Genomic DNA, 20016 nt, shown 5'->3' on the forward strand with positions numbered 1-20016 from the left:
GAAGTCGGCGCTCAGGCGGCGCCGCTGTTGAGCGTGTGCTCGAAATCGGCCACCGGCATGGGGCGCGCCAGCAGGTAGCCCTGATACAGATCGCAGCCGTGGGCAATGAGCAGGGCTTTTTGCGCCTCGGTCTCCACGCCTTCGGCAAGGACCTCCAGATCCAGGTTGCGGCCCATGCCGATGATGGTCTGCACGATGACATCGTCCGAAGGTCGAACCCCCAGGTTGCGCACGAAGGACTGGTCGATCTTGAGCTGGTGCAGCGGCAGGCGCGTAAGGTAGGCCAGCGACGAGTAGCCGGTGCCGAAATCGTCCACCGAGAAACGCACACCCTTGGTACGCAGCTGGTGCATCTTGTCGATGGCGTCTTCCACGTTGTCGAGCACCAGGGACTCGGTCAACTCCAGCGTGAGCAGGTGCGCCCGTGCGCCTGTGACCTGCAGGGTCTCGATCACCTGGTGCACAAAATCGCTCTGCCGGAACTGGCGTGCGCTGACGTTCACCGACAACTGCAGGTGCGCACACTGCGGCTGATCCTGCCAGCGTGCCAGCTGGGAACAGGCGCTGTGCAGCACCCACTGCCCGATGTGCAGGATGAGATCACTTTCTTCGGCGACCGCAATGAACTGCCCCGGCGGAACCATGCCGCGTTGGGGGTGCTGCCAGCGCAGCAGGCACTCGGCGCCCACCACCTCGCCCTGCAAGCTGGCCTGGGGCTGAAAATGCAGCACCAGCTGCTGGGTGATAAGCGCCTGGCGCAGGTCAGCTTCCAGCTGGGCCCGGTCGTTGATGGCGGTCTGCATCTTCGGATCGAAGAAGCACAGCGCATTGCCGCGGCGCGCCTTGACCTGGTACATGGCAATGTCGGCCTGACGCAGCAACTCGATGGCCGACTGCGCACTGGAGCCAAACAGCGTGGCGCCAATGCTGGCCGCACCTTGGTGGACATGGCCACGCAGCACATAGGGCTCGGAGAGGCCGCGCAGGATCTTTTCACCGATCCGCTGGGCCAAGGCGGCGGCTTCCTGGGTGCTGGTGGAGAGGTCGCTGAGCATCACCACGAACTCGTCGCCCCCCAGGCGAGCCACCGTATCGGCCACGCGCACGTTGGCCAACAGGCGTTGCGCCACCGCTTGCAGCAGCTCGTCGCCCACTTCGTGCCCCAAGGTGTCGTTGAGGTCCTTGAAGTGGTCCAGGTCCAAAAACAGCAAGGCGCCCACCTTGCCCGAGCGCTGGGACAGCACCAATGCCTGGCCCAGCCGGTCCAGCAACAGACGGCGGTTGGGCAGACCGGTCAAAGGATCGTAGAAGGCCAGGTGCTCGATTTCCTCATTGGCTCGGCGCAGATCGGTCACATCGTGGTAGGTGATGACCCACCCGCCCTCCGGGGTGGCGCGCTCCAGCACATGGATGCAATGCCCATCGGGCAAAACCTGCTCGTGCGCGCCGGTGCCCTCCCGCTGCTGCGCCAGGCGCAGCGCTATCCATTGCTGGCGCTCGGCATCGCTGCCCGCAGGCAGGTGGTGAACCACCGATTGCTCCAACACCTTGCGAAAGGACATGCCGGGCGCAATGACGCCACGCATCCAGGGAAACAACTCGATGAACCGGCGATTCCAGTGCACCACCCGTTGCTGCGCATCGAGCAGCACAAAGCCGCTGACCATGGATTCCAGCGCCTGGTCCAGCAAGGCTTTGGAATCGGCAATGTCCTTGCGCACCTGGGCCATGCGATCGAACCCCGCCACAGTCACCGCGGCAGCAACCAGCACCATGGCACAAAACACCAGTGCCGCAGCCGCCACCATGTTGCGCTCATACTCCCAGCGCTCCAGTGCCTGGTCCTCGGGCAGGCTGACCGACACCCGCAGGTTGGGATACACCAATTGCCGCGACACCACCAATGCGGGCTTGCCACTGATGCGCGCAGGCATGTTCCATGCACGGTCGGGCAAAGGGACATCGTTGCGCAGCGCCGGGATCGGCCCCGCCTCGGGCAAATCGGGCAGGGCCAACATGCGGCGCCCATCGTTCTGCTCAAAGACAATCTCCAGGCCCGACACCTCATGCTCTTGCGTCAGCACGTTGGCCAGTTTGGCCAGCGGCACCTCAGCCACGGCCGCCAGCCGCTGCCCGTCGCGTCCGGCCAAAGGCCGAGCAAAGTAGAGCACCTGCTGGGTGGTGGCAAAACTGAGCACGGGCGTACTGATATACAGCCGCTGCGCGGCCGACGACACCACACCGGCCAGGAAAGCCGTGGGCAGCGACATCTCCTGCAGCGCACCCGAAGGTTCGGAAGAGGCTCGCACCCGACCCTGGGCGTCCACCACAGCCACCCGCGAGACCAGCAGATTGCCCCGTGCCACCACAGCCAGCATCCGGCTCTCGGCCTGCACATCGGCGCTGGGCTGCAGTTGCAACATGTCCTGGGCACCCGACAGCAACAGGTCGATGGACAACATGTTGTGGTTGAGCGCCACCTCGGCGCCTGACACGAAACGCTCCACCGTCTCCTCGCTGGTGCGCACCGCGCTCTCGCGCAGGGACCAGACCTGCCACGCGGTCGCACCGGCCAGCACCGCCACCAACAAGGCAACGAGCAGCCAGAGGGCTGGTTTGATCCGTTCAGGTGGGAAGCGGGTCATTGTCGGTCGGGAGCACTCAATCCCCGGGCAGGCCCGATGGTCTTGTTCCAGATATCGGCACACCGCTGTCCGCAGCGCTGCAGCCAGCGCGGCAGTACGGTGGACACAAAAATGTCCTGGCGCTTGCGCTCATCCTGCGCCGAGATGGGCACCAGCACCATGTTGCCCTTGACACCCTTGGTACATGCGCTCTGCCCGGTGTTGCAGGCAATGCCCTGGGCCGTGTCGCGTTCGGACTCTTCCCAAATGGCGGCCTCCAGCAAGGGCAGCTCCTTGCGCAGCAGGGTGCGCAGGTCCGCAGGCAGGGCCTCCCAGGCACTGAGGTTGGCAGCAAACAGGGCAACGCCCCAGTTCAAGGGCATGGCATGCATGTGCGAGGTGACCGCCTGCAGCCCCAGCCCGTTGCCCGACAGCGTGCCGGTGATGGCGCAGTCGATGCTGCCCGCCTGCACACTGGAAACAATCTGCGCGAACGCGGTGTGCACCGGTGTGGCGCCCAAGGCGCCCACAAAATCGGCCTGCGCGGCCGAGGACACACGCACGCGGCGGCCCGACAAGTCAGCCAGGGCCGCGAACGGCCGCTTGCAAAACACGACCTGCGCAGGATAGACATACAGCGCCAACAGCTGCACCCCATGCTGTTCGCGCAGGCTCTTTTCCAGAAACGGCCGGAATGCCGCCACGCTGAGCTTGAGACTGGCGCTGTCCGGGTTCAAACCGGCAAGGTCAGGCGCCGTGTACTGGGGGTAGTTGGCCGTCATGGACCCCATCAACACCGTGCCAAACGGCACCACGCCCAGTTGCAACAAGCGCAGCATGTCGTCGCGCGGAACACCGGCCCGGTCAAAGGGCACGATGTCGGCCTTGAAACGCCCACCGCTCATGCGCGGAAGTTCACGGCTCCAGAACGGTTCTTCCCACTGCGTGTACTGGCTGACCCCCGCCAGACCGCCCACCACACGGAACTGGTATTGCGGCGGCTCTGCTGCCAGACCCACCGACTGCAGGCCCCAAGCCAGGGCCAGTGCCGCCCATGGCGCCCTGCGCACTGAGAAAATCTGCTGTTGGATGGACATCCCCCGGCCCCCGTTGTGGCGTTTGTGCTGCACCATGGCCCCGTCAATGGACGCCCGGATAGGCGCCCCCATCGGCCAGCCAGTTCTGGCCGGTAATGTAGCCCGCATGCACGCTGCACAAAAAGGCGCAGATCGCGCCAAATTCCCGCGCTGCGCCCAGGCGCCCCGCCGGAATGGCCGCGGTGTGCGCGGCCCGCACCTCCTGCAGGCTGCGGCCGGTGCGCGCGGCTTGAGCGGCAAAGGTGGAGGCGAGGCGGTCGGTGTCGAACTTGCCCGGCAAGAGGTTGTTGATCGTGACCCCGCGCGCCGCCAGCGGGCTGCGCGCCACACCGGCCACAAAGCCCGTCAGCCCGCTGCGCGCTCCGTTGGACAGACCCAGGATGTCGATGGGCGCCTTGACGGCGCTGGAGGTGATGTTGACGATGCGCCCAAACCCGCGCTCGGCCATGCCGTCCACGGTGGCACGGATCAGCTCGATCGGCGTCAACATGTTGGCGTCCAGCGCCTGCAGCCAGGCCTCGCGCTCCCAGTCGCGAAAATCCCCTGGCGCAGGCCCGGCGGCGTTGGTCACCACGATGTCAAAGGCCTTGCCCGGCCCGCCGGGTGCCGCAAAAACGGCCTCGCGGCCTTGCGGCGTGGTGATGTCTGCGGCCACGCACAGCACCTGAGGTTTAGGATGTTTTACGGCTCCAGCGCCCTCCGAATCAGCGCCAATAGCTATTAAATCAATAGCAGCCTGCTGCAACACATCGGCATTGCGGGCATTGATGACCAGGTTCACCCCTTCGCGCACCAAGGCCTCGGCGCAACCCCGCCCCAGCCCCTTGCTGGCGCCGCACACCAAGGCCCATTTGCCTGCAATGCCCAAATCCATAACAATCCCCCGTCACAATGGCTTGCCCCGCCCGATAGCCTCGCTGGCAGGGCGCAAGCGATCATAAGTGGAGATTCCAATGAAACCGTCGAGTTGGCAGGCCCTGAGTCGGGTGTTCGTGGTTTTCGGGCTGCTGTGGGGCTCGGCCCAGGCCCAGGAGGCCACCATCAAGCGCGCCACCGAGTTGCGCGAAGCGCCGGGAGACCAGGCGGCCAGCCGGGGCGCCCTGGCGGCCGACAGCAGCGTGGCCCGCACCGGAGACCGCAAGGGTTCCTGGGTCAAGGTACGCACCCCGCAGGGCACAGAAGGCTGGGTACACATGTTCGACCTGGGCTCACAACCGGCCACAGCCAGCAGCAACAGCACCGCCAGCGGTCTGCGCAGCGTGGGCGGCCTGTTCGGCGGGGGCAGCACCACCACGGCGACCGCTACCGTGGGCATCCGCGGCCTGAGCGCCGAGGACATCGCCAACGCCCAGCCCAACCCTGCTGCTGTGACCCAGGCCGAGAAGATGCGTCTGAGCGCCGACCAGGCGCGCCAGTTTGCCAGCACCGCCCCCTTGAAGCCGCGTTCCGTGGAAACGCTGCCTGAACCGCCGCGCCCGGCTTCGGGCAATACGGCTCCTTCCACAGACTCCACCTATGCCAATTGAGGAGCCCCCCATGACTGCCCCCTCCTCCCTGCACAATCGCCTGCGCACCACCGCCCTGTGCGCGGCGCTGTCACTGGCTCCCGCTCTTGGTCTGGCCCAGGGCGGGGTGATGAACCTGCTCAACTCACTGGGTGGCGGCTCGTCAGGCGGCGGCCTGCTGGGCGCCGTGACGGGCCAGAGCGCCCAGCCCCAGGGCGACGACCTGATCAGCCTGCTGTCGCGCTCGGTCGAGAACATCGACGAGGCGCGCGAGATCGATATCGGCCGCCAGCTGGCCTCGGTGCTGCTGGGCAGCAAGCCGCTACACCCCGACATGCGCCTGCAACACTATGTGAACCAACTGGGGCGCTGGATCAGCCTGCAGTCCACGCGCCCCCACCTGCCCTGGACCTTCGTCGTGCTGGACGACAAGGGCTACAACGCCTTTGCCGCGCCCGGCGGCTACGTGTTCGTGACCAAGGGCCTGATCGACAGTTGCGCCGACGAGGCCGAACTGGCGGGCATCCTGGCACATGAGATCACCCATGTGACCGCCAAGCACCACCTGCACGCCATGCGCAAGACCGCCCAGTCCGGCGTGGTGACCCAATTGGTGGCATCGCAGATCAAGACCAACGCCGTGGGCAACCTGGTGGCCTCGCAACTGTTTGCCCTGGGGCGCAACCTGTATGCCCGCGGCCTGGACCAGACCGACGAGTTCCATTCGGACCGCGAAGGCGTGGCCCTGGCAGCCCGCGCCGGGTTCGACCCCTATGGCCTGGTGTCGGTGCTGCAAAACCTGCGCACGGCCACGCCCGACAACCCCATGTTCACCCTGGCCCTTTCCACCCACCCCCCCGCACAGACCCGCCTGGACCAGTTGGAACAGGCCATGGGCCGCAGGCTCGACCCCTACGCCGGCGGCCCCGGTGTGACCGTGGCGCAACGCCTGGGCGGTGGTCAGGACGGTGGTGCGGCCGGACGCAAGGCCAAGAAATAGCGGATCGACGCCCTGCGCGCTCAAGCCCCCGCTAGTGTTCTGAGCTGGAGATTCGTTGAAGATGTAAAAATGTCGAGATCGTTGCCAGGCAAGGCGCAAACCACAGCGACAGCCGTAGCTATCGCGCGGATTTGCAACGCAGCATGGCGGCGATTCTCGGCCTTTTTATGAAACGAATTTCCAACTCAGGACACTAGGCCCGCATGGAGTGCAGCGATGCGCTCCATGAAGCGCGGCGGCACCAGGGCCACAGTCTTGTTTTGCGGGTGCACGAAAACCACCCCGAGCTTTCCGCGCGCCACCTCGCGACCGGTGGATTTCTCGGTCATGCGGTACACGATGTCAAACCCGTACTTGTTGAAGTCCGAGGGCAACATCTCCACCCGCATGACTTCGCCGTGGAACCCCTCGGACTTGTACTGCGCAACGATGTCCCCCACCACGATGGACAGGCCCTCGACCCCGGCCTCGCGGTAGCCCAGGGCCTGGAAGAAGCGCACGCGCGCCTCGGACACCAGGGTGAGCAACTGGGCGTTGTCCAGATGCCCGCCCTGGTTGACGTGGCTGATGTAGATCTGCAGCTCGGTAGCAAAGACAAAGCGTTCTGGCAGCGCAAACTGGATGCGGGGCATGATGAAAAATATCAGTGTTTGAACATGCGGTGGTGCAGGCGGCGCAGCGACCACCACACGCTGAACGCCACCACCGGAATGGCAATGGCAGCCGTGCTTTCGGGGGACAACGGCCAGCCCAGTTTTTGCGCCCCCTTGGCCAGATAGCTCACCAGACCAACGATGTAGTAGGTGATGGCGGCGACGGACAGCCCCTCCACCGTGGACTGGAGCTTGAGCTGCAGGTCCTGGCGCTGGTTCATGCTGGCCAGCAACGCCTGGCTGCTTTGCTGCTGCTCGATCTCCACGCGCGTGCGCAGCAACTGGCTGATGCGCGAAACGCGGCGCGACAGCGCCTCCTGGCGCCGCGCGGCCCAGTCGCAGGTCCCCCGTGCGGGGGTCAGGCGCCGGTCCATGAACTCACGGATGGTCTGCAAACCCGCCAGACGCGATTCGGCAATCTCGGCGATGCGGCGATCCACCAGCTCGAAATAGGCCGTACTCGCCGAAAAGCGCGAATGCGTAGCTGCGTACTGGCTCTCGACCTGCCCGGCCAAACGCGTGAGGCGGTCCAGCAGCGCGGGCTCATCGTCGCGGTTGGCCAGGCGGATGGCATCGGCCAACCCAGACAGCTCGCGCTCGGCCCCCGCCAGCACCTGGGCGGCCTCGCGCGCGGCGGGCAGGCCCAGCAGCGCGGCCATGCGGTAAGTTTCGATTTCCTGCAGGCGCTGCACCAGGCGGCCCAGGCGCCGGGGCGTCATGCCACCCGCCAGCAGCACCATGCGCGAGTAGCCGTCGGGATGGATGGCAAAGTCGGTATAGACCTCGCCATGCCCATCGGCCACGGTGGAGGCCACCAGCGCGTCCTCATTGAGCACATGCCGCACCAGCGAGCCCGAACCGAACTCGCGCGTGGGCAGCACCCACAGGTTCAGGCCGCACAGGCAATGGCCCGGCAACTGGGCCAGCCAGTCGCGCGGCACGCTGTGGGCCGCGCCCACCGGCTCGCTGTCGCCAAAACCTTCGGTGCGCAGCGGGACGGTGAAGGTCCAGGTCACGAATTCGGTGTGCATTTCCCAGCGGATGCGCACCGGCCCCAGGTCCACGCGCAAGTGCGTGGTGTCCGCATCGGGCTGGGGCTGGTGGTGGTTGCGCAGCAAGGTGCCCAGGTGGGCACGGCTGACCTCGCGCGCGGCGGCGTCGGTCCACATCACGATGTGGGTACTGGCCACCGGCGCCTCAATGGCCTCCGGCGGGCGGGCATGGATCTCGTTGTGCAGCAGCGCACGTTGCGGGTGCTGCGGCGGCAGGGAGGTGAGAAAGGGAGCAGCGGCATTCATCGCGGCAACACCCCTCAGTACGAAGTGGGGCTGGGGGTGGCGGCAATCACCTCCTCCAGCGTGGTGATGCCCTGCGCCGCCCGCAGCGCACCGGCCATGCGCAGCGGCCGCATGCCATCCTGCACGGCCTGGCGCCGCAAGCCATCGATGGAGGGCTCTGCGGTGATACCTTGCTTGAGCGCTTCGGTCACGGTCAGCAACTCGTACAAGCCCATGCGCCCGCGAAAACCGGTCATGCGGCAGTCGATGCAGCCCACCGGCCGGTAGGGCTGGAAGGTGCCGCTGAACTTCCAGGGTTTGACCGCCTCGGCCAGCACCTCGGGCGAGAGCTGGTCGTCGGGCTCCTTGCACTCCTTGCACAACGTGCGTACCAGGCGCTGGGCCAGAACGCCCAGCAGCGTGGCGCTGATAAGGTAGGCCGGCACGCCCAGCTCCAGCAGGCGGGTGATGGCGCTGGGGGCATCGTTGGTGTGCAGGGTGCTGAACACCAGGTGGCCGGTCAGCGCAGCCTGCACGGCCATTTCGGCGGTTTCCAGGTCGCGGATTTCGCCCACCATGATGACGTCGGGGTCCTGGCGCATGAGGGCGCGTACGCCCTCGGCAAAGCTGAAATCGAGCTGCGGCTGCACCTGGGTCTGGTTGAAGCTGGGCTCGATCATTTCGATCGGGTCTTCCACCGTGCAGACGTTGACCTCTTCGGTGGCCACGCGCTTGAGCGTGGAATACAGCGTGGTGGTCTTGCCCGAACCCGTGGGGCCGGTCACCAGGATGATGCCGTAGGGTCGCTTGATGAGCGATTCCCAGCGACCCGCATCGTGCGTGCCAAAGCCCAGCGCATCCAGCCCCTTGACGGCGTTGTCGGGGTCAAAGATACGCATCACCATCTTCTCGCCAAAGGCCGTGGGCAGCGTGGCAAGGCGCATTTCCACCTCGTCGCCGCGCTGGTTGCGCGTCTTGATGCGGCCGTCCTGTGGGCGGCGCTTTTCCACCACATCCATGCGCCCCAGCAGTTTGACGCGCGCGACCATGGCGGCCATCACGCCCAGCGGCATCTGATAGACCGGGTGCAGCACACCGTCGATGCGGAAACGGATCACGCCCTGCTCGCGCCGGGGCTCCAGGTGGATGTCGCTGGCGCGCTGGTCAAAGGCGTACTGCCAGAGCCAGTCCACCACGCGGATCACGCCCTGGTCGTTGGCATCGAGCTGCTTGTTCGTCTTGCCCAGCTCGACGAGCTGCTCGAAGCTGTTGGACACCGTGGTGCCGCCCGCCTTTTGCGCGGCGCGCACGGATTTGGCCAGCGCAAAGAACTCGGCCGTGTAGCGCTGGATGTCCTGCGGGTTGGCAATGACACGACGCACCGTGCGCTTGGACTGGCGCTCGACCTCGGCCACCCAGTCGGTGATGAAGGGCTCGGCCGTGGCCACCACGACTTCCTTGGCCGTCACCTGCACCGGCAGCACCTTGTGGCGCTCGGCGTAGGTGGCGCTCATGGTGTCGGCCACCTTGCCCACATCGACCTTGAGCGGGTCGATGCGCAGGTACTCCAGCCCGCTGCGCTGCGCCAGGTACTCGGTGAGCATGTCCACGTCCAGCGGCTTGCCGTCGCTGGCGCGCTCCATGGCGACGTTGGCCAGGCGCACCAGGGGGTTCTGGCGGCTCTCTGCCTGCGAACAGCGCGCAATGGTGCGCTGCGCCTCATCGGGCGAGATCACGCCATCGGCACTGAGCCACTCAACGACGCGGCGCCAATCCAGAGGGCCGTGGTGCTTGGCGTGGGCACTGTCCTGTGCGGTCGTGGAACGGTGGGAATGGGGAGGCATGGTGTGTGGGCAGAAAACGATGAAGAATCAGTCGGCCAGGGGCTTGAAGCCGCGCACCCACTTGGCCGTGGGAATGCCCCAGCGCTCCTGGATGTCTGCGCAGCGCGCGGCCAGCTCGCCGCGCTTGAAACGGCTGGGCGTGCGCTGGGCCAGCACCACGGTGTTGCCCTCGCGCGTGGGCTTGAAGGCCCAGAGAGCGTCCTCGCCAAACACTGCCGCCAGCTTCTCCACGCTCTGCGCAAAGCTCGATGCACGACCGAACAGGTTCACCGTCATGCAGCCGCCCTCGCTCAGCAGGGCGCGGCAGTCGGCGTAGAACTCGGCGCTGTCGAGCACAGGCGCTGCTGCGTTGTCGTCGTACAGATCGACGCAGAGCGCGTCCACCGTGCCCAGCCACATCGGGTTGCGGATTTCCTGCGCGGCGTCGGCCAACACCACGCGCAGCTTGGGGCCGTCGGGCGGCAGCTTGAACCAGGCGCGGCACACGGCCAGAACCTGCGGGTTCAGCTCGATGGCGGTGGCGCACATGCGCAGCTTCTTGTGGCAGAACTTGGTGATGGCGCCTGCCCCCAGGCCCAGTTGCATGGCATGGCCCTTGCGCACGGCCTCGGGCTCCATGAACAACAGCCAGGCCATCATGCGCTGGATGTATTCCAGCTCCAGGTCAAAGGGCGCATCAATGCGCATGGAACCCTGGATCCAGGGCGTGCCCAGGTGCAGGTGGCGCACCTCGCCATCGTCGGAGACGCTGACCTCGGGCAGTTCGGCGGTGGTGTTTTTCTTGCGGGCCATTCGTTTCTTGTCAAAGGAGTCCGTGCGCGGCCAGGGCCTGTGCCCACGCTGCGCGCTTGCGCTCAAAGCTCCACGAGGCATTCGCCGGGCTGGTGGATGGCAGCTTGAGCACCGGCACGCCGAGCTGCGCCGTGGCGCGCGCGTGGCGAAAACTCTCGCCGCCATTGTGGACGATGGCCGCCAGGCGCGGACAACGTGGGCGCAGGCCGGCGAAATCGTTCACCTCAGCGTTGCGGATGCGGCTGTCGAGACTGCCTTCGCGCTCGCAGGCGCCATACACGTCCCACAGGCCCAACCCACGCGCGAGCAGCCAGACACAGCGCCCGGCATAGTCCTCAGGGCCGGGCAGGACATGCTGCGGCCACAGCGCCTGCAGGATGCGCCAGAAGTGGTTTTGCGGGTGCGCGTAGTACTGCTGCGCACGCAGCGAGGCCACGCCCGGGAAGCTGCCCAGCACCAGCACCACGGTGCCCGCGCCCACCACCGGCGGCAGGCCCGCCAACCGTGCGGCAGGCACGGCGGAGGACACAGCGGGGGAAGGAGGCGTCATGGCGGACAGCAGGCGGTGGGTGCCGTGGTTACATTTACTATCAAATCAATAGCTGCCTGCGCTTGACCAACAAGCGCAAACGGCCATTTTGGCCCATTATCCGACACGCCCCCGCAAGCGCGGCAGTGCCTGCACGGCATTGGCCTCCGTCTGTTGCGCCAACGCCTCCAGCGGCATGCCCCGCAGATCGGCCAGCACCTGCGCGATGCGCGGCAGCTCGGCCGGGGCATTGCGCCCCTGCGGCAGGCCTGCCGAACGCTCGGCGGCGGTGCGGTAGATCCAATGCGGCGGCATATCGGGCGAGTCTGTCTCCAGCACCAGGGCTTCAATGGGCAGCTCCGTGGCCAGGCGGCGCAACTGCAACGCACGCTCGTAGCTCAGCGCCCCACCCAAACCCAGCTTGAAGCCCAGCGCGATGAAGGCACGCGCCTGCTGCAAGCTGCCATTGAAGGCGTGGGCGATGCCCCCCTGCACCGGCAGCTCGCGCAGGCCCTTGAGCAGTGCGTCGGCCGAGCGGCGCACGTGCAGGATCACGGGCAGGTCGAAGCGCCGTGCCAGTTGCAGTTGCTGGCGGTAGAAGCGCGTCTGCCGCTCGGCGTCAAGCCCTGACACGAAGAAGTCCAGCCCGATCTCGCCCACGGCAACGAGGTGCGGGTCACTGCGGTACTGCGCCAGCAGGTCTGCCAGGCACTCCAGGTCATCGTCCGCGGCCTGCGGGGTGTAAAGCGGGTGAATGCCCAGGGCGTAGCTGTCGCCATGGCGATGGGCCAAGCTGCGCACGGCGTCGGCATGGGCCACCTGCACCGCAGGGATGACAATGTGCTGCACACCGGCGGCACGGGCCTGGGCGCGCACCCCATCCGCATCGGCAGCAAATTCAGGGGCGTCCAGGTGGCAGTGGGTGTCGATCCAGTGGGGCATGGGCCCGATGATTCCACAGCCTTGCGTGCCGGGGAACTCCAACCTCCAAGGCGGCACCCCGGCAACTCGCCCTCACAGGCGCACCGGAATGCCCCGCTCCCGCATGTGGCGCTTGGCCTGCTCCACGGTGTATTCGCCGTAGTGGAAGATGCTTGCCGCCAGCACCGCATCGGCACCGCCAATCTGGATGCCGTCGGCGAGGTGGTCCAGGTCGCCCACGCCGCCCGAGGCGATCACTGGCACATCCACCGCGTCGCTCACCGCACGGGTGAGCGCGAGATCAAAACCAGCCTTGGTGCCGTCGCGGTCCATGCTGGTGAGCAGGATTTCGCCGGCGCCACGGCGTGCCATCTCAGTGGCCCATTGCACGGCATCCAGACCGGTGTTCTTGCGGCCGCCATGGCTGAACACGTCCCAGCCGGCACCCACAGGCTGGCCGTCGGCACCGATGCGCGTCTGCTCCTCGGCGCTGCGGCGCTTGGCGTCGATGGCCACCACAATGCACTGCGCACCGTACTTGGCCGATGCCTGGCTGATGACATCGGGGTTGGCAATGGCGGCGGAGTTGAAACTGGTCTTGTCGGCCCCGGCATTGAGCAGGCGGCGCACGTCGTCCACGGTGCGCACGCCGCCCCCCACGGTCAGGGGGATGAACACCTGGCTGGCCACGGCCTCGATGATGTGCAGGATCAGGTCCCGGTCGTCACTGGTGGCGGTGATGTCCAGGAACGTGAGCTCGTCGGCCCCCTGTGCGTTGTAGCGCGCGGCAATCTCCACGGGATCGCCCGCGTCGCGCAGTTCCACGAAATTGACCCCTTTGACGACCCGGCCACCGGTCACGTCCAGGCAGGGAATGATGCGTTTGGCAAGCATGCGCTGGCTCTTGAGTGATGGAAGAAGAAGGCCCGCAAGATACCACGACCGCCAGGGGGCACAGGCGTAGCGACGCGTGAGGCGCCCCGAAGGCAGCGTCATCGCACCGTCACGGCGCCCGACCAGAATGCATTGCATCTGGTTACAGCTTGCCCCATGAATTCCCTGGATCGCCTTTATGAGTCACTGGCCGCCGGTGCTGCCGACAAGCGCCATGCCCACACGGCCCTGGCCACGCGTGCCGAGCATCTGACCGCGCCGGCCGAACCCGTCACTCCCGAGCACACCAACGACGACGTGCGCCAGCGCTTTGCCCTGAACGAAGTGCAGGAGACCCTGGCCGTAGTGGAGAACGGCCAGCCCATCGGGCTCATCAACCGCCACATCTTCATGGAGCAGTACGCACGCCCGTTTGCGCGCGATGTGTTCGGGCGCAAGAGCTGCATTGCCTTCATGGACAAGAGCCCGGTGATCGTGGATCGGGGCCTGCCGATTGAAACGCTGGTCAGGACCGCCGTCGAAGCGGGTACGCGCGTGCTCAAGGACGGCTTCATCACCACCGCCGAGGGCCAGTACCTGGGCCTGGGCACGGGCTATGCGCTGATGAAGGCCATGTCCGACATCGAGGCCGAGAAGACACGCCAACTGCTCTCCAGCATTGGCTATGCCAGCCTGATCCAGCGCTCGCACCTGGCCGAATCCGACCTGGCCCTGCGCGACGGGCTGCCCGACCACGCCCTGCTGTGGCAGCCGCGCGATGTGGTCGGCGGCGATGCCTACTTCTTCCGCCACACGGCGGCGGGCCTGGTGGGCTGCGTATTCGACTGCACCGGCCATGGCGTGCCCGGGGCGTTCATGACGCTGATCGCACTGTCCTTTCTGGAGCAGACCATCGCGCCGGAATGCAGCACCATCGACCCCGGCGCCACACTGGGCGCCATGAACCGCTACATCAAGCGCGTGCTGCAGCAACGCCAGCGCGAGGGCGACAGCAGCTACGGCAGCGGCAGCCGCCCGTCCAACGACGGCTTGGACGCGGCGCTGTTCCTGCTGGCGCCCGATGGTGCGTCGCTGCACTTCGCCTCGGCCCGGCTGCACCTGCTGATTGCCCCCGACGATGGCGGCGCGCTGCGCACCATCGACGGCGACCGCAACGGCATTGGCTACGCCGACACGGCCGACGACCAGACATGGACCACGCAGCAGGTGGCGCTTTGCGGCCCCAGCCTGCTGGTGATTCCCACCGACGGTGTGATCGACCAGATCGGCGGGCCGCGCCAGATCGCCCACGGCAGACGGCGCCTGGTGCAGTTCATGGAACAGCGCCGCGGCGTGAGCGCCCGCGCGCTGTGCGCCGAGTTTGCCGAGCATTTCAGCCAGTGGCAGGGCCAGGAGCGGCGCCGCGACGACGTGTCGCTGCTGGCCTTTCGCTGCGGCACCCCCGTGAAGCCATGACACCACAGGACTTCGAACGCTTTCAGACCAGCACCCAGGACTGCGGCGTGCTGTTCTATTACGCCGGTGAATTCACGCCCACCATGATCGCCGCCGCGGCCGACACACTCAAAGGCCGCCTGGCCAGCGAGGAGGCGGGCTCCGCCGCCAAGCGCAAGGTGTTTTCCACCTTCATTGAAATGGCGCAGAACGTGCTGCACTACGCCGCTGCCCACGCTGAGCCCGGCCAGCCGCAGCCACCGGCAAGCGGCGCCATTGCGGTGGGACGCGACGCCAGCGAGGGCGATGCCGGCCATTACTGGCTGGTGTGCAGCAACCCAGTGCATGTGGAACACATCGCCCGCCTGACCGAGAAGCTCAGCGCCCTGCGCGCCATGAGCCTGGCCGAGATCAAGGAAAGCTACCGCACGCAGTTGCGCAACAGCGAGCACGCGGACAACGACGCCCTCAGCAAAGGCGCAGGCCTGGGGCTGCTGACCATCGCGCGCGACGCCAGCGCACCGCTCGAATACAGCTTCGCCTCCACGCCCGATCCGCAGGCACGCACCGCGCTCTTCCATGTGAAGGCGCGCATCTGAACCCCTTGTCGAACGTCCCCTTTTGAGAGGAGCACTCCATGCACAACCTGCACATCGAACGCAGCAACGTCACCCCCGAAATCCTGTTCATCCCCGCATCGCAGCGCATGGAAATCGCGGGCGAGTGCTACCCCGAGAACCCCCTGCCCTTCTTCCAGCCGCTGCTGCACACGCTGCAGCAGTATTTCGAGCAGCAGCGCCCTACCCGCTTTGAAGCCCACATGCAGTTGAAGTACATCAACAGCGCCTCGACCATGGGCCTGCGGGCACTGTTTGCGCTGCTCGACCGCGCAGGCCACCAGGGCACGGACATTCGCGTGGTCTGGGCCTACGACGCCGAGGACGACGCCATCGAAGAACTGGGCATGGACCTGGTGGAGGACTACCACCACGTTCAACTGGAGCGCCAGCCGCTGAGCCTGGCCTGATGCTCTAGCCTTTGCGCAGCGCATCCACCACCTGGTGCAGGTGCTGCGCCCATGCGCGGCGGTCACGCTCACCCGCCAGCTCGGGGCGGCCAAAGTGCACCACCGCATCGATGGCCGGGCACGAGAGGGTGCGCCAAACCGAACCGACCAGCGTTTCGTCGCCCTGGTAACTGGGGTAGAAGCAGACTTCCCCGGTGGCACGCTCCACAAAGCGCAGGCCCACGGGCTGCACCGGTGCCTGGGCCTCCAGCGCCGCCTGCAACAGGTTGGCGTGAAAGGGCAGCAGCGTGCGGCCGTCGCCCGTGGTGCCCTCGGGAAACACGGCCAGCACCTCGCCGTCCTCCAGGGACTTTTGCATGGCGCGCACCATGCGCATGGCGTCACGCCGCGAGCTGCGCTCGATGTACAGCGTGCCCGCCGCCGTGGCCAGGGCGCCAATGAGGGGCCAGCCCTGCACGTCGGACTTGGAGATGAAGCGGCAGTAGCGCGCCGCGTGCAGCACCGGTATGTCGAGCCAGGAGATGTGGTTGGCCACCAGCATCACCGGCCCCTGCACCGCAGGCTGGCCCTGCACCACCAGCCGAATGCCCGCATGGCGCAGCAGCGCCAGCGACCAGGCCTGCACACGCGCCTGCTGCTGCGTGGGCGCGAGTGTGGGAAAGCGCAGCGCCACGACCATGAGGCCGTGGAGCAGATGAACCATCAGGCGCACAACGCGCCAGCAGGCGACAAGGCTTCGCATGGTGAAAATTGGCAAGGCGCCCGGCGCTGGCGGGCGCCTGGCTGCATGTCAGTTTGTCATGTTGATGGCGCCACCCGCAACGCATGAAACAGGCGTGCCCCAAGCCAGAGCTCCCGCGCAAGGGCCGCCCCGCCGCGCTGGGAGCGTCCCCCCTCCGCGAGCGAAGCGAAGCAGAGAGGGGGGAAGGCCCGTAGGGCCTCAGGGGGGTGTTTCATGTCATTCCCGCTCAAAAGCCACCTGTCCGCCCACCAGCGTGCAACGCACCCGCGCTGGCAGTTCGTAGCCCGAGAACGGCGTGTGCTTGCCCTGGCTGCGCAGCGCGGCGGGCTCGGCCAGCCAGTGCGCACCGGGATCGACGATGCACACATCGCCCACCCCGCCCTCGACCAGGCGACCCACGCTGGCCTGCAAAGTGCCGAGCGCGGTGCCCAGCACCGCAGCGGGTGCACTGGTGACCACGGCCAGCGCGCGCTGCAGCGGCACGCTGTCGTCCTGCGCCCACTTGAGCGCCAGGCTCAGCAGCAGCTCCAGCCCGGTGGCTCCGGGTTCGGCCTCGGCAAAAGGCAGGGTCTTGGCGTCCTGCTCCACCGGGGTGTGGTCGGACACCAGCGCGTCGATGGTGCCGTCGCGCAATGCGGCACGCAGGGCATCGCGGTCGCGCTGCTGGCGCAGCGGCGGAGTGAGGCGAGCACGGCTGTCGAAGAAGCCGATGTCGAGGTCCGTGAGGTGCAGCGAGTTGATGCTCACATCGCAGCTCACCTTGAGCCCTTCGGCCTTGGCCTGACGCACCAGCTCGACCCCGGCAGCACTGGAGAGGCGGCACAGGTGCACGCGCGCATCGGTGGCCTTGAGCAGCTCAAAAATGGTGTGCAAGGCAATGGTCTCGGCCGCCACGGGCACGCCGCTCAGGCCCAGGCGCGTGGCCAGCGGGCCGCTGGCGGCCACGCCCTTGCCCAGGTACAGCTCCTGCGGGCGCAGCCACACGGTGTAGCCGTAGGTGGCGGCGTACTGCAGCGCACGCTGCAACACCTGGGTGCTGGTCAGCGCCACATCGGCCTGGCTGAAGCCCACGCAGCCCGATTCGGTGAGCTCGGCCATTTCGGTGAGTACCTCGCCCGCCAGGCCGCGCGTGAGGGCGCCCAGGGGGAACAGGCGCGCCTGGTGGAGTTTTTCCGCTCGGAACTTGAGCATCTCCACCAGACCGGGCTCGTCAAGCACCGGGTCGGTGTCCGGCGGGCAGACCAGGCTGGTGACGCCACCGGCCACAGCAGCGGCCATTTCGGATTCGAGCATGCCTTCGTGCTCATGCCCTGGCTCGCGCAGGCGCGCTGCCAGGTCCACCAGGCCCGGCAGCACGAGACAACCCGATGCGTCGATGCTGCGGTGGGGCGCAAAGTCGGGCGGCACGCGGTTGACGCCCACAATGCGCCCAGCCGCCAGGGCAATGTCGCAGATCTGGTCAAGGCCCGAGGCGGGGTCGATCACCCGGCCGTTCTGGATCAGAATTTTCATGATTTCAAGCCAAATTGGCCGCTATCGCTTATGAAATAAGCGCTAGTAGCTATTAAATTTATAGCATACAAACTGGCTGCATGGGCATGCCGCATGAACCCGGCACAACCCACGCCAGGGCCGCCGTGCAAGGGCCGCCCCGCCGAACGGGCGGCGTCCCCCTGCCCGCAGCACGCAGCGCTGCGAGAGCAGGGGGAAGGCGCGCAGCGCCACAGGGGGGTCATGCCTCATTCCCGGCGACGATGGACATGACGGCCATGCGCACGGCAATGCCGAAGGTCACCTGCGGCAGGATCACGCTTTGCGGCCCATCGACCACGGCGGAGTCGATCTCCACCCCCCGGTTGATGGGGCCGGGGTGCATGACGATGGCGTCCGGTTTGGCCCAGCGCAGCCGCTCGGGCGTGAGACCGAAGCTCTTGAAATACTCCTGGCTCGACGGCAACAACGCGCCGCTCATGCGCTCATTCTGCAGGCGCAGCGCGATGACCACGTCGGCGTCCTTGATGCCTTCTTCGAGCGTATGGAATACGCGCACACCCATGTCGGCCAGGTTGGATGGCACCAGCGTGCGCGGCCCCACCACGCGCACTTCGGCGCAGCCCAGGGTGGTCAGGCCGTGGATGTCCGAGCGCGCCACGCGCGAGTGCAGCACGTCGCCCACGATGGCCACGGTGAGGTTGGAAAAGTCCTTCTTGTAGTGCCGGATGGTGTACATGTCCAGCAGGCCCTGCGTGGGGTGGGCGTGGCGCCCGTCGCCGGCATTGATCACGTGCACATGCGGCGCCACATGCTGGGCGATGAGGTAGGGCGCACCCGATTCGCTGTGCCGCACCACGAACAGGTCGGCCGCCATGGCCGAGAGGTTGGCAATGGTGTCCAGCAGCGACTCGCCCTTGCTCGCCGAGCTGCGCGCGATGTCGAGGTTGAACACGTCGGCCGACAGGCGCTTGGCCGCGATCTCGAATGTGGTGCGCGTGCGCGTACTGTTCTCGAAGAACAGGTTGAACACGCTCTTTCCGCGCAGCAGCGGCACCTTCTTGACTTCGCGCTCGTGCACGCTGACGAAGTTGGCCGCCGTGTCGAGGATGTGCGTGACGATGTCGCGCGGCAGGCCTTCGACGGACAGCAGGTGGATCAGTTCGCCGTTGCGGTTGAGTTGGGGGTTGCGGTGGTGTCGCACGGGATTCACGCCTCCTTGACCTGGAACACAAAGCTGCCGCCGTCGTTGCGCGCCAGCGCCAGCGACTGGCTCGCGGGCAGCGTGACGCGCGCGGCGGCAAAGTCGGGTTGCACGGGCAGCTCACGCCCGCCGCGGTCCACCAACACGGCCAGGCGCACGCGCGCGGGGCGACCGTAGTCGTACAGCTCGTTGAGCACGGCGCGCACGGTGCGGCCGGTGTAGAGCACATCGTCCAGCACCAGGATGTCGGCGCCGTTCACATCGAAGGGCAGCGCGGTGTGTGCACTCGACGCCAGGCCGCGCTGGGCAAAATCGTCGCGGTGCATGGCCGAAGAGAGCACGCCCGGCGCACCCTCCAGACCCAGGTCCTGCTGCAGGCGCTGCGCCAGCCAGGCACCGCCGGAGGCAATACCCGCCAGGCGCGTGTGCGGCTCGCGCAGGCTGCGCACGCCGCGCAGCAGTTCGCGGTACAGGGCCTCGGCGTCGAGCACCAGGCTGCCCTGCTCGCCCGAAGAAGCTGTAGTCATGAAAGACTCCTCAAAAATTGTTCGAGAATGATGCAAGCCGATGCAGCATCGGCATCGCGCGCGTTGGCGGCCAGTGCCTCGGTGGTGCTGTAGCGCTCGTCCACCTCATACACCGGCAAACCAAAACGCCCGCGCAACTGGCGCGCAAAGCGCTGCGCGCGGCGGGTGTTGTCGTGGCTCGCGCCGTCGGGGTGGTAGGGCACGCCCACCACCAGGGCATCGGGTTGCCACTCGGCAATGGCCCGCGCCACCGGGGCAAAGCGCGCGTCGCCGTCGGCCTGGATGGTGGGCCGGGGCGAGGCCGTGCCCAGCATGCGCGTACCAAAGGCCACGCCGGTGCGGCGCAGCCCAAAATCGAAAGCGAGAAAGGTCTGGAAATGCGCGGGAACGGCAGCGGAGGCGGACGGGGCCGGTGCGCTCACTGTGGAACCTCCGTGCTGCGCACTGCGGTGCGA

At 66.9% G+C, this 20016-nt stretch carries 20 protein-coding genes; 5 read left to right on the forward strand and 15 right to left on the reverse strand.

What is annotated here, in order from left to right; genetic code table 11:
* Nucleotides 1-11: 11 nt before the first annotated feature.
* From GWK50_RS14765 to GWK50_RS14775, 3 genes are read right to left on the reverse strand one after another with little or no spacing between them, the layout of a single operon-like run.
* Nucleotides 12-2645 carry an EAL domain-containing protein gene (locus tag GWK50_RS14765; RefSeq protein ID WP_162017127.1) on the reverse strand — a complete coding sequence of 878 codons (2634 nt, stop codon included), beginning with the start codon at nt 2643-2645 and terminating at the stop codon, nt 12-14.
* Complete coding sequence (locus GWK50_RS14770) at nt 2642-3721, reverse strand: TRAP transporter substrate-binding protein (protein ID WP_162017128.1); 1080 nt, start codon at nt 3719-3721, stop codon at nt 2642-2644. Before GWK50_RS14770 ends, GWK50_RS14765 begins: the two co-directional genes overlap by 4 nt.
* 43 nt (nt 3722-3764) lie before the next feature.
* Nucleotides 3765-4595 carry an SDR family oxidoreductase gene (locus tag GWK50_RS14775; RefSeq protein WP_162017129.1) on the reverse strand — a complete coding sequence of 277 codons (831 nt, stop codon included), beginning with the start codon at nt 4593-4595 and terminating at the stop codon, nt 3765-3767.
* Nucleotides 4596-4674: 79 nt separating this feature from the next.
* Here GWK50_RS14775 and GWK50_RS14780 point away from each other — a divergent pair, with 79 nt between their 5' ends.
* Together GWK50_RS14780 and GWK50_RS14785 are read left to right on the forward strand one after the other, a co-directional pair.
* Complete coding sequence (locus GWK50_RS14780; protein ID WP_162017130.1) at nt 4675-5247, forward strand: SH3 domain-containing protein; 573 nt, start codon at nt 4675-4677, stop codon at nt 5245-5247.
* A gap of 10 nt (nt 5248-5257) precedes the next feature.
* The gene (locus tag GWK50_RS14785; RefSeq protein WP_162017131.1) at nt 5258-6226 is read left to right on the forward strand and encodes a M48 family metalloprotease; all 969 of its coding nucleotides are present in this window, start codon (nt 5258-5260) and stop codon (nt 6224-6226) included.
* A 185-nt stretch (nt 6227-6411) separates the two neighbouring features.
* Here the strand turns inward: GWK50_RS14785 and GWK50_RS14790 are convergent, their stop codons facing one another.
* From GWK50_RS14790 to hisF, 7 genes are all read right to left on the reverse strand, one after another.
* Nucleotides 6412-6858 (reverse strand): thioesterase family protein, encoded by a 447-nt coding sequence (locus tag GWK50_RS14790; RefSeq protein WP_162017132.1) that lies wholly within the window; start codon nt 6856-6858, stop codon nt 6412-6414.
* Nucleotides 6859-6869: 11 nt separating this feature from the next.
* The gene (locus tag GWK50_RS14795; RefSeq protein WP_162017133.1) at nt 6870-8177 is read right to left on the reverse strand and encodes a DUF3422 domain-containing protein; all 1308 of its coding nucleotides are present in this window, start codon (nt 8175-8177) and stop codon (nt 6870-6872) included.
* A gap of 14 nt (nt 8178-8191) precedes the next feature.
* On the reverse strand, nt 8192-10000 hold the full coding sequence (locus tag GWK50_RS14800) for a GspE/PulE family protein (RefSeq protein WP_162017134.1): 1809 nt from the start codon (nt 9998-10000) through the stop codon (nt 8192-8194).
* Between the two features lie 27 nt (nt 10001-10027).
* Nucleotides 10028-10792: a spermidine synthase gene (locus tag GWK50_RS14805; protein ID WP_162017135.1), complete on the reverse strand. Its 765-nt coding sequence runs from the start codon at nt 10790-10792 to the stop codon at nt 10028-10030.
* Nucleotides 10793-10802: 10 nt separating this feature from the next.
* Entirely contained in the window at nt 10803-11342 is a 540-nt protein-coding gene (locus tag GWK50_RS14810; protein WP_162017136.1) for a DNA-deoxyinosine glycosylase, read from the reverse strand.
* 96 nt (nt 11343-11438) lie between these two features.
* Nucleotides 11439-12263, reverse strand: coding sequence for a TatD family hydrolase (locus tag GWK50_RS14815; RefSeq protein WP_162017137.1), 825 nt, complete (start codon nt 12261-12263; stop codon nt 11439-11441).
* 72 nt (nt 12264-12335) lie between these two features.
* Entirely contained in the window at nt 12336-13136 is an 801-nt protein-coding gene (gene hisF / locus GWK50_RS14820) for an imidazole glycerol phosphate synthase subunit HisF (RefSeq protein WP_162017138.1), read from the reverse strand.
* A 156-nt stretch (nt 13137-13292) separates the two neighbouring features.
* Here hisF and GWK50_RS14825 point away from each other — a divergent pair, with 156 nt between their 5' ends.
* Genes GWK50_RS14825 through GWK50_RS14835 form a run of 3 tightly spaced genes read left to right on the forward strand, consistent with a single transcriptional unit; the run spans nt 13293 to nt 15597 of the window.
* The gene (locus GWK50_RS14825; protein WP_162017139.1) at nt 13293-14591 is read left to right on the forward strand and encodes a SpoIIE family protein phosphatase; all 1299 of its coding nucleotides are present in this window, start codon (nt 13293-13295) and stop codon (nt 14589-14591) included.
* Nucleotides 14588-15169, forward strand: a complete 582-nt coding sequence (locus GWK50_RS14830; protein WP_162017140.1) for a SiaB family protein kinase — start codon at nt 14588-14590, stop codon at nt 15167-15169. The genes GWK50_RS14825 and GWK50_RS14830 overlap by 4 nt, the downstream gene beginning before the upstream one ends.
* Before the next feature lie 38 nt (nt 15170-15207).
* Nucleotides 15208-15597: a DUF1987 domain-containing protein gene (locus GWK50_RS14835; protein ID WP_162017141.1), complete on the forward strand. Its 390-nt coding sequence runs from the start codon at nt 15208-15210 to the stop codon at nt 15595-15597.
* Between the two features lie 4 nt (nt 15598-15601).
* Here GWK50_RS14835 and GWK50_RS14840 read toward each other — a convergent pair whose 3' ends face one another.
* The 5 genes from GWK50_RS14840 to ruvX form a co-directional block, all read right to left on the reverse strand.
* Nucleotides 15602-16339, reverse strand: coding sequence for a lysophospholipid acyltransferase family protein (locus tag GWK50_RS14840; protein WP_162017142.1), 738 nt, complete (start codon nt 16337-16339; stop codon nt 15602-15604).
* Between the two features lie 216 nt (nt 16340-16555).
* Nucleotides 16556-17851 (reverse strand): dihydroorotase, encoded by a 1296-nt coding sequence (locus GWK50_RS14845; protein WP_162017143.1) that lies wholly within the window; start codon nt 17849-17851, stop codon nt 16556-16558.
* Between the two features lie 220 nt (nt 17852-18071).
* On the reverse strand, nt 18072-19034 hold the full coding sequence (locus tag GWK50_RS14850; protein ID WP_162017144.1) for an aspartate carbamoyltransferase catalytic subunit: 963 nt from the start codon (nt 19032-19034) through the stop codon (nt 18072-18074).
* A gap of 5 nt (nt 19035-19039) precedes the next feature.
* Nucleotides 19040-19561 (reverse strand): bifunctional pyr operon transcriptional regulator/uracil phosphoribosyltransferase PyrR, encoded by a 522-nt coding sequence (pyrR, locus tag GWK50_RS14855; RefSeq protein ID WP_162017145.1) that lies wholly within the window; start codon nt 19559-19561, stop codon nt 19040-19042.
* Nucleotides 19558-19983: a Holliday junction resolvase RuvX gene (ruvX, locus tag GWK50_RS14860; protein ID WP_162017146.1), complete on the reverse strand. Its 426-nt coding sequence runs from the start codon at nt 19981-19983 to the stop codon at nt 19558-19560. The genes pyrR and ruvX overlap by 4 nt, the downstream gene beginning before the upstream one ends.
* Between the last annotated feature and the right edge of the window lie 33 nt (nt 19984-20016).

The organism is Acidovorax sp. 210-6, from assembly GCF_010020825.1.
GTDB classification, from domain to species: domain Bacteria; phylum Pseudomonadota; class Gammaproteobacteria; order Burkholderiales; family Burkholderiaceae_C; genus Simplicispira; species Simplicispira sedimenti.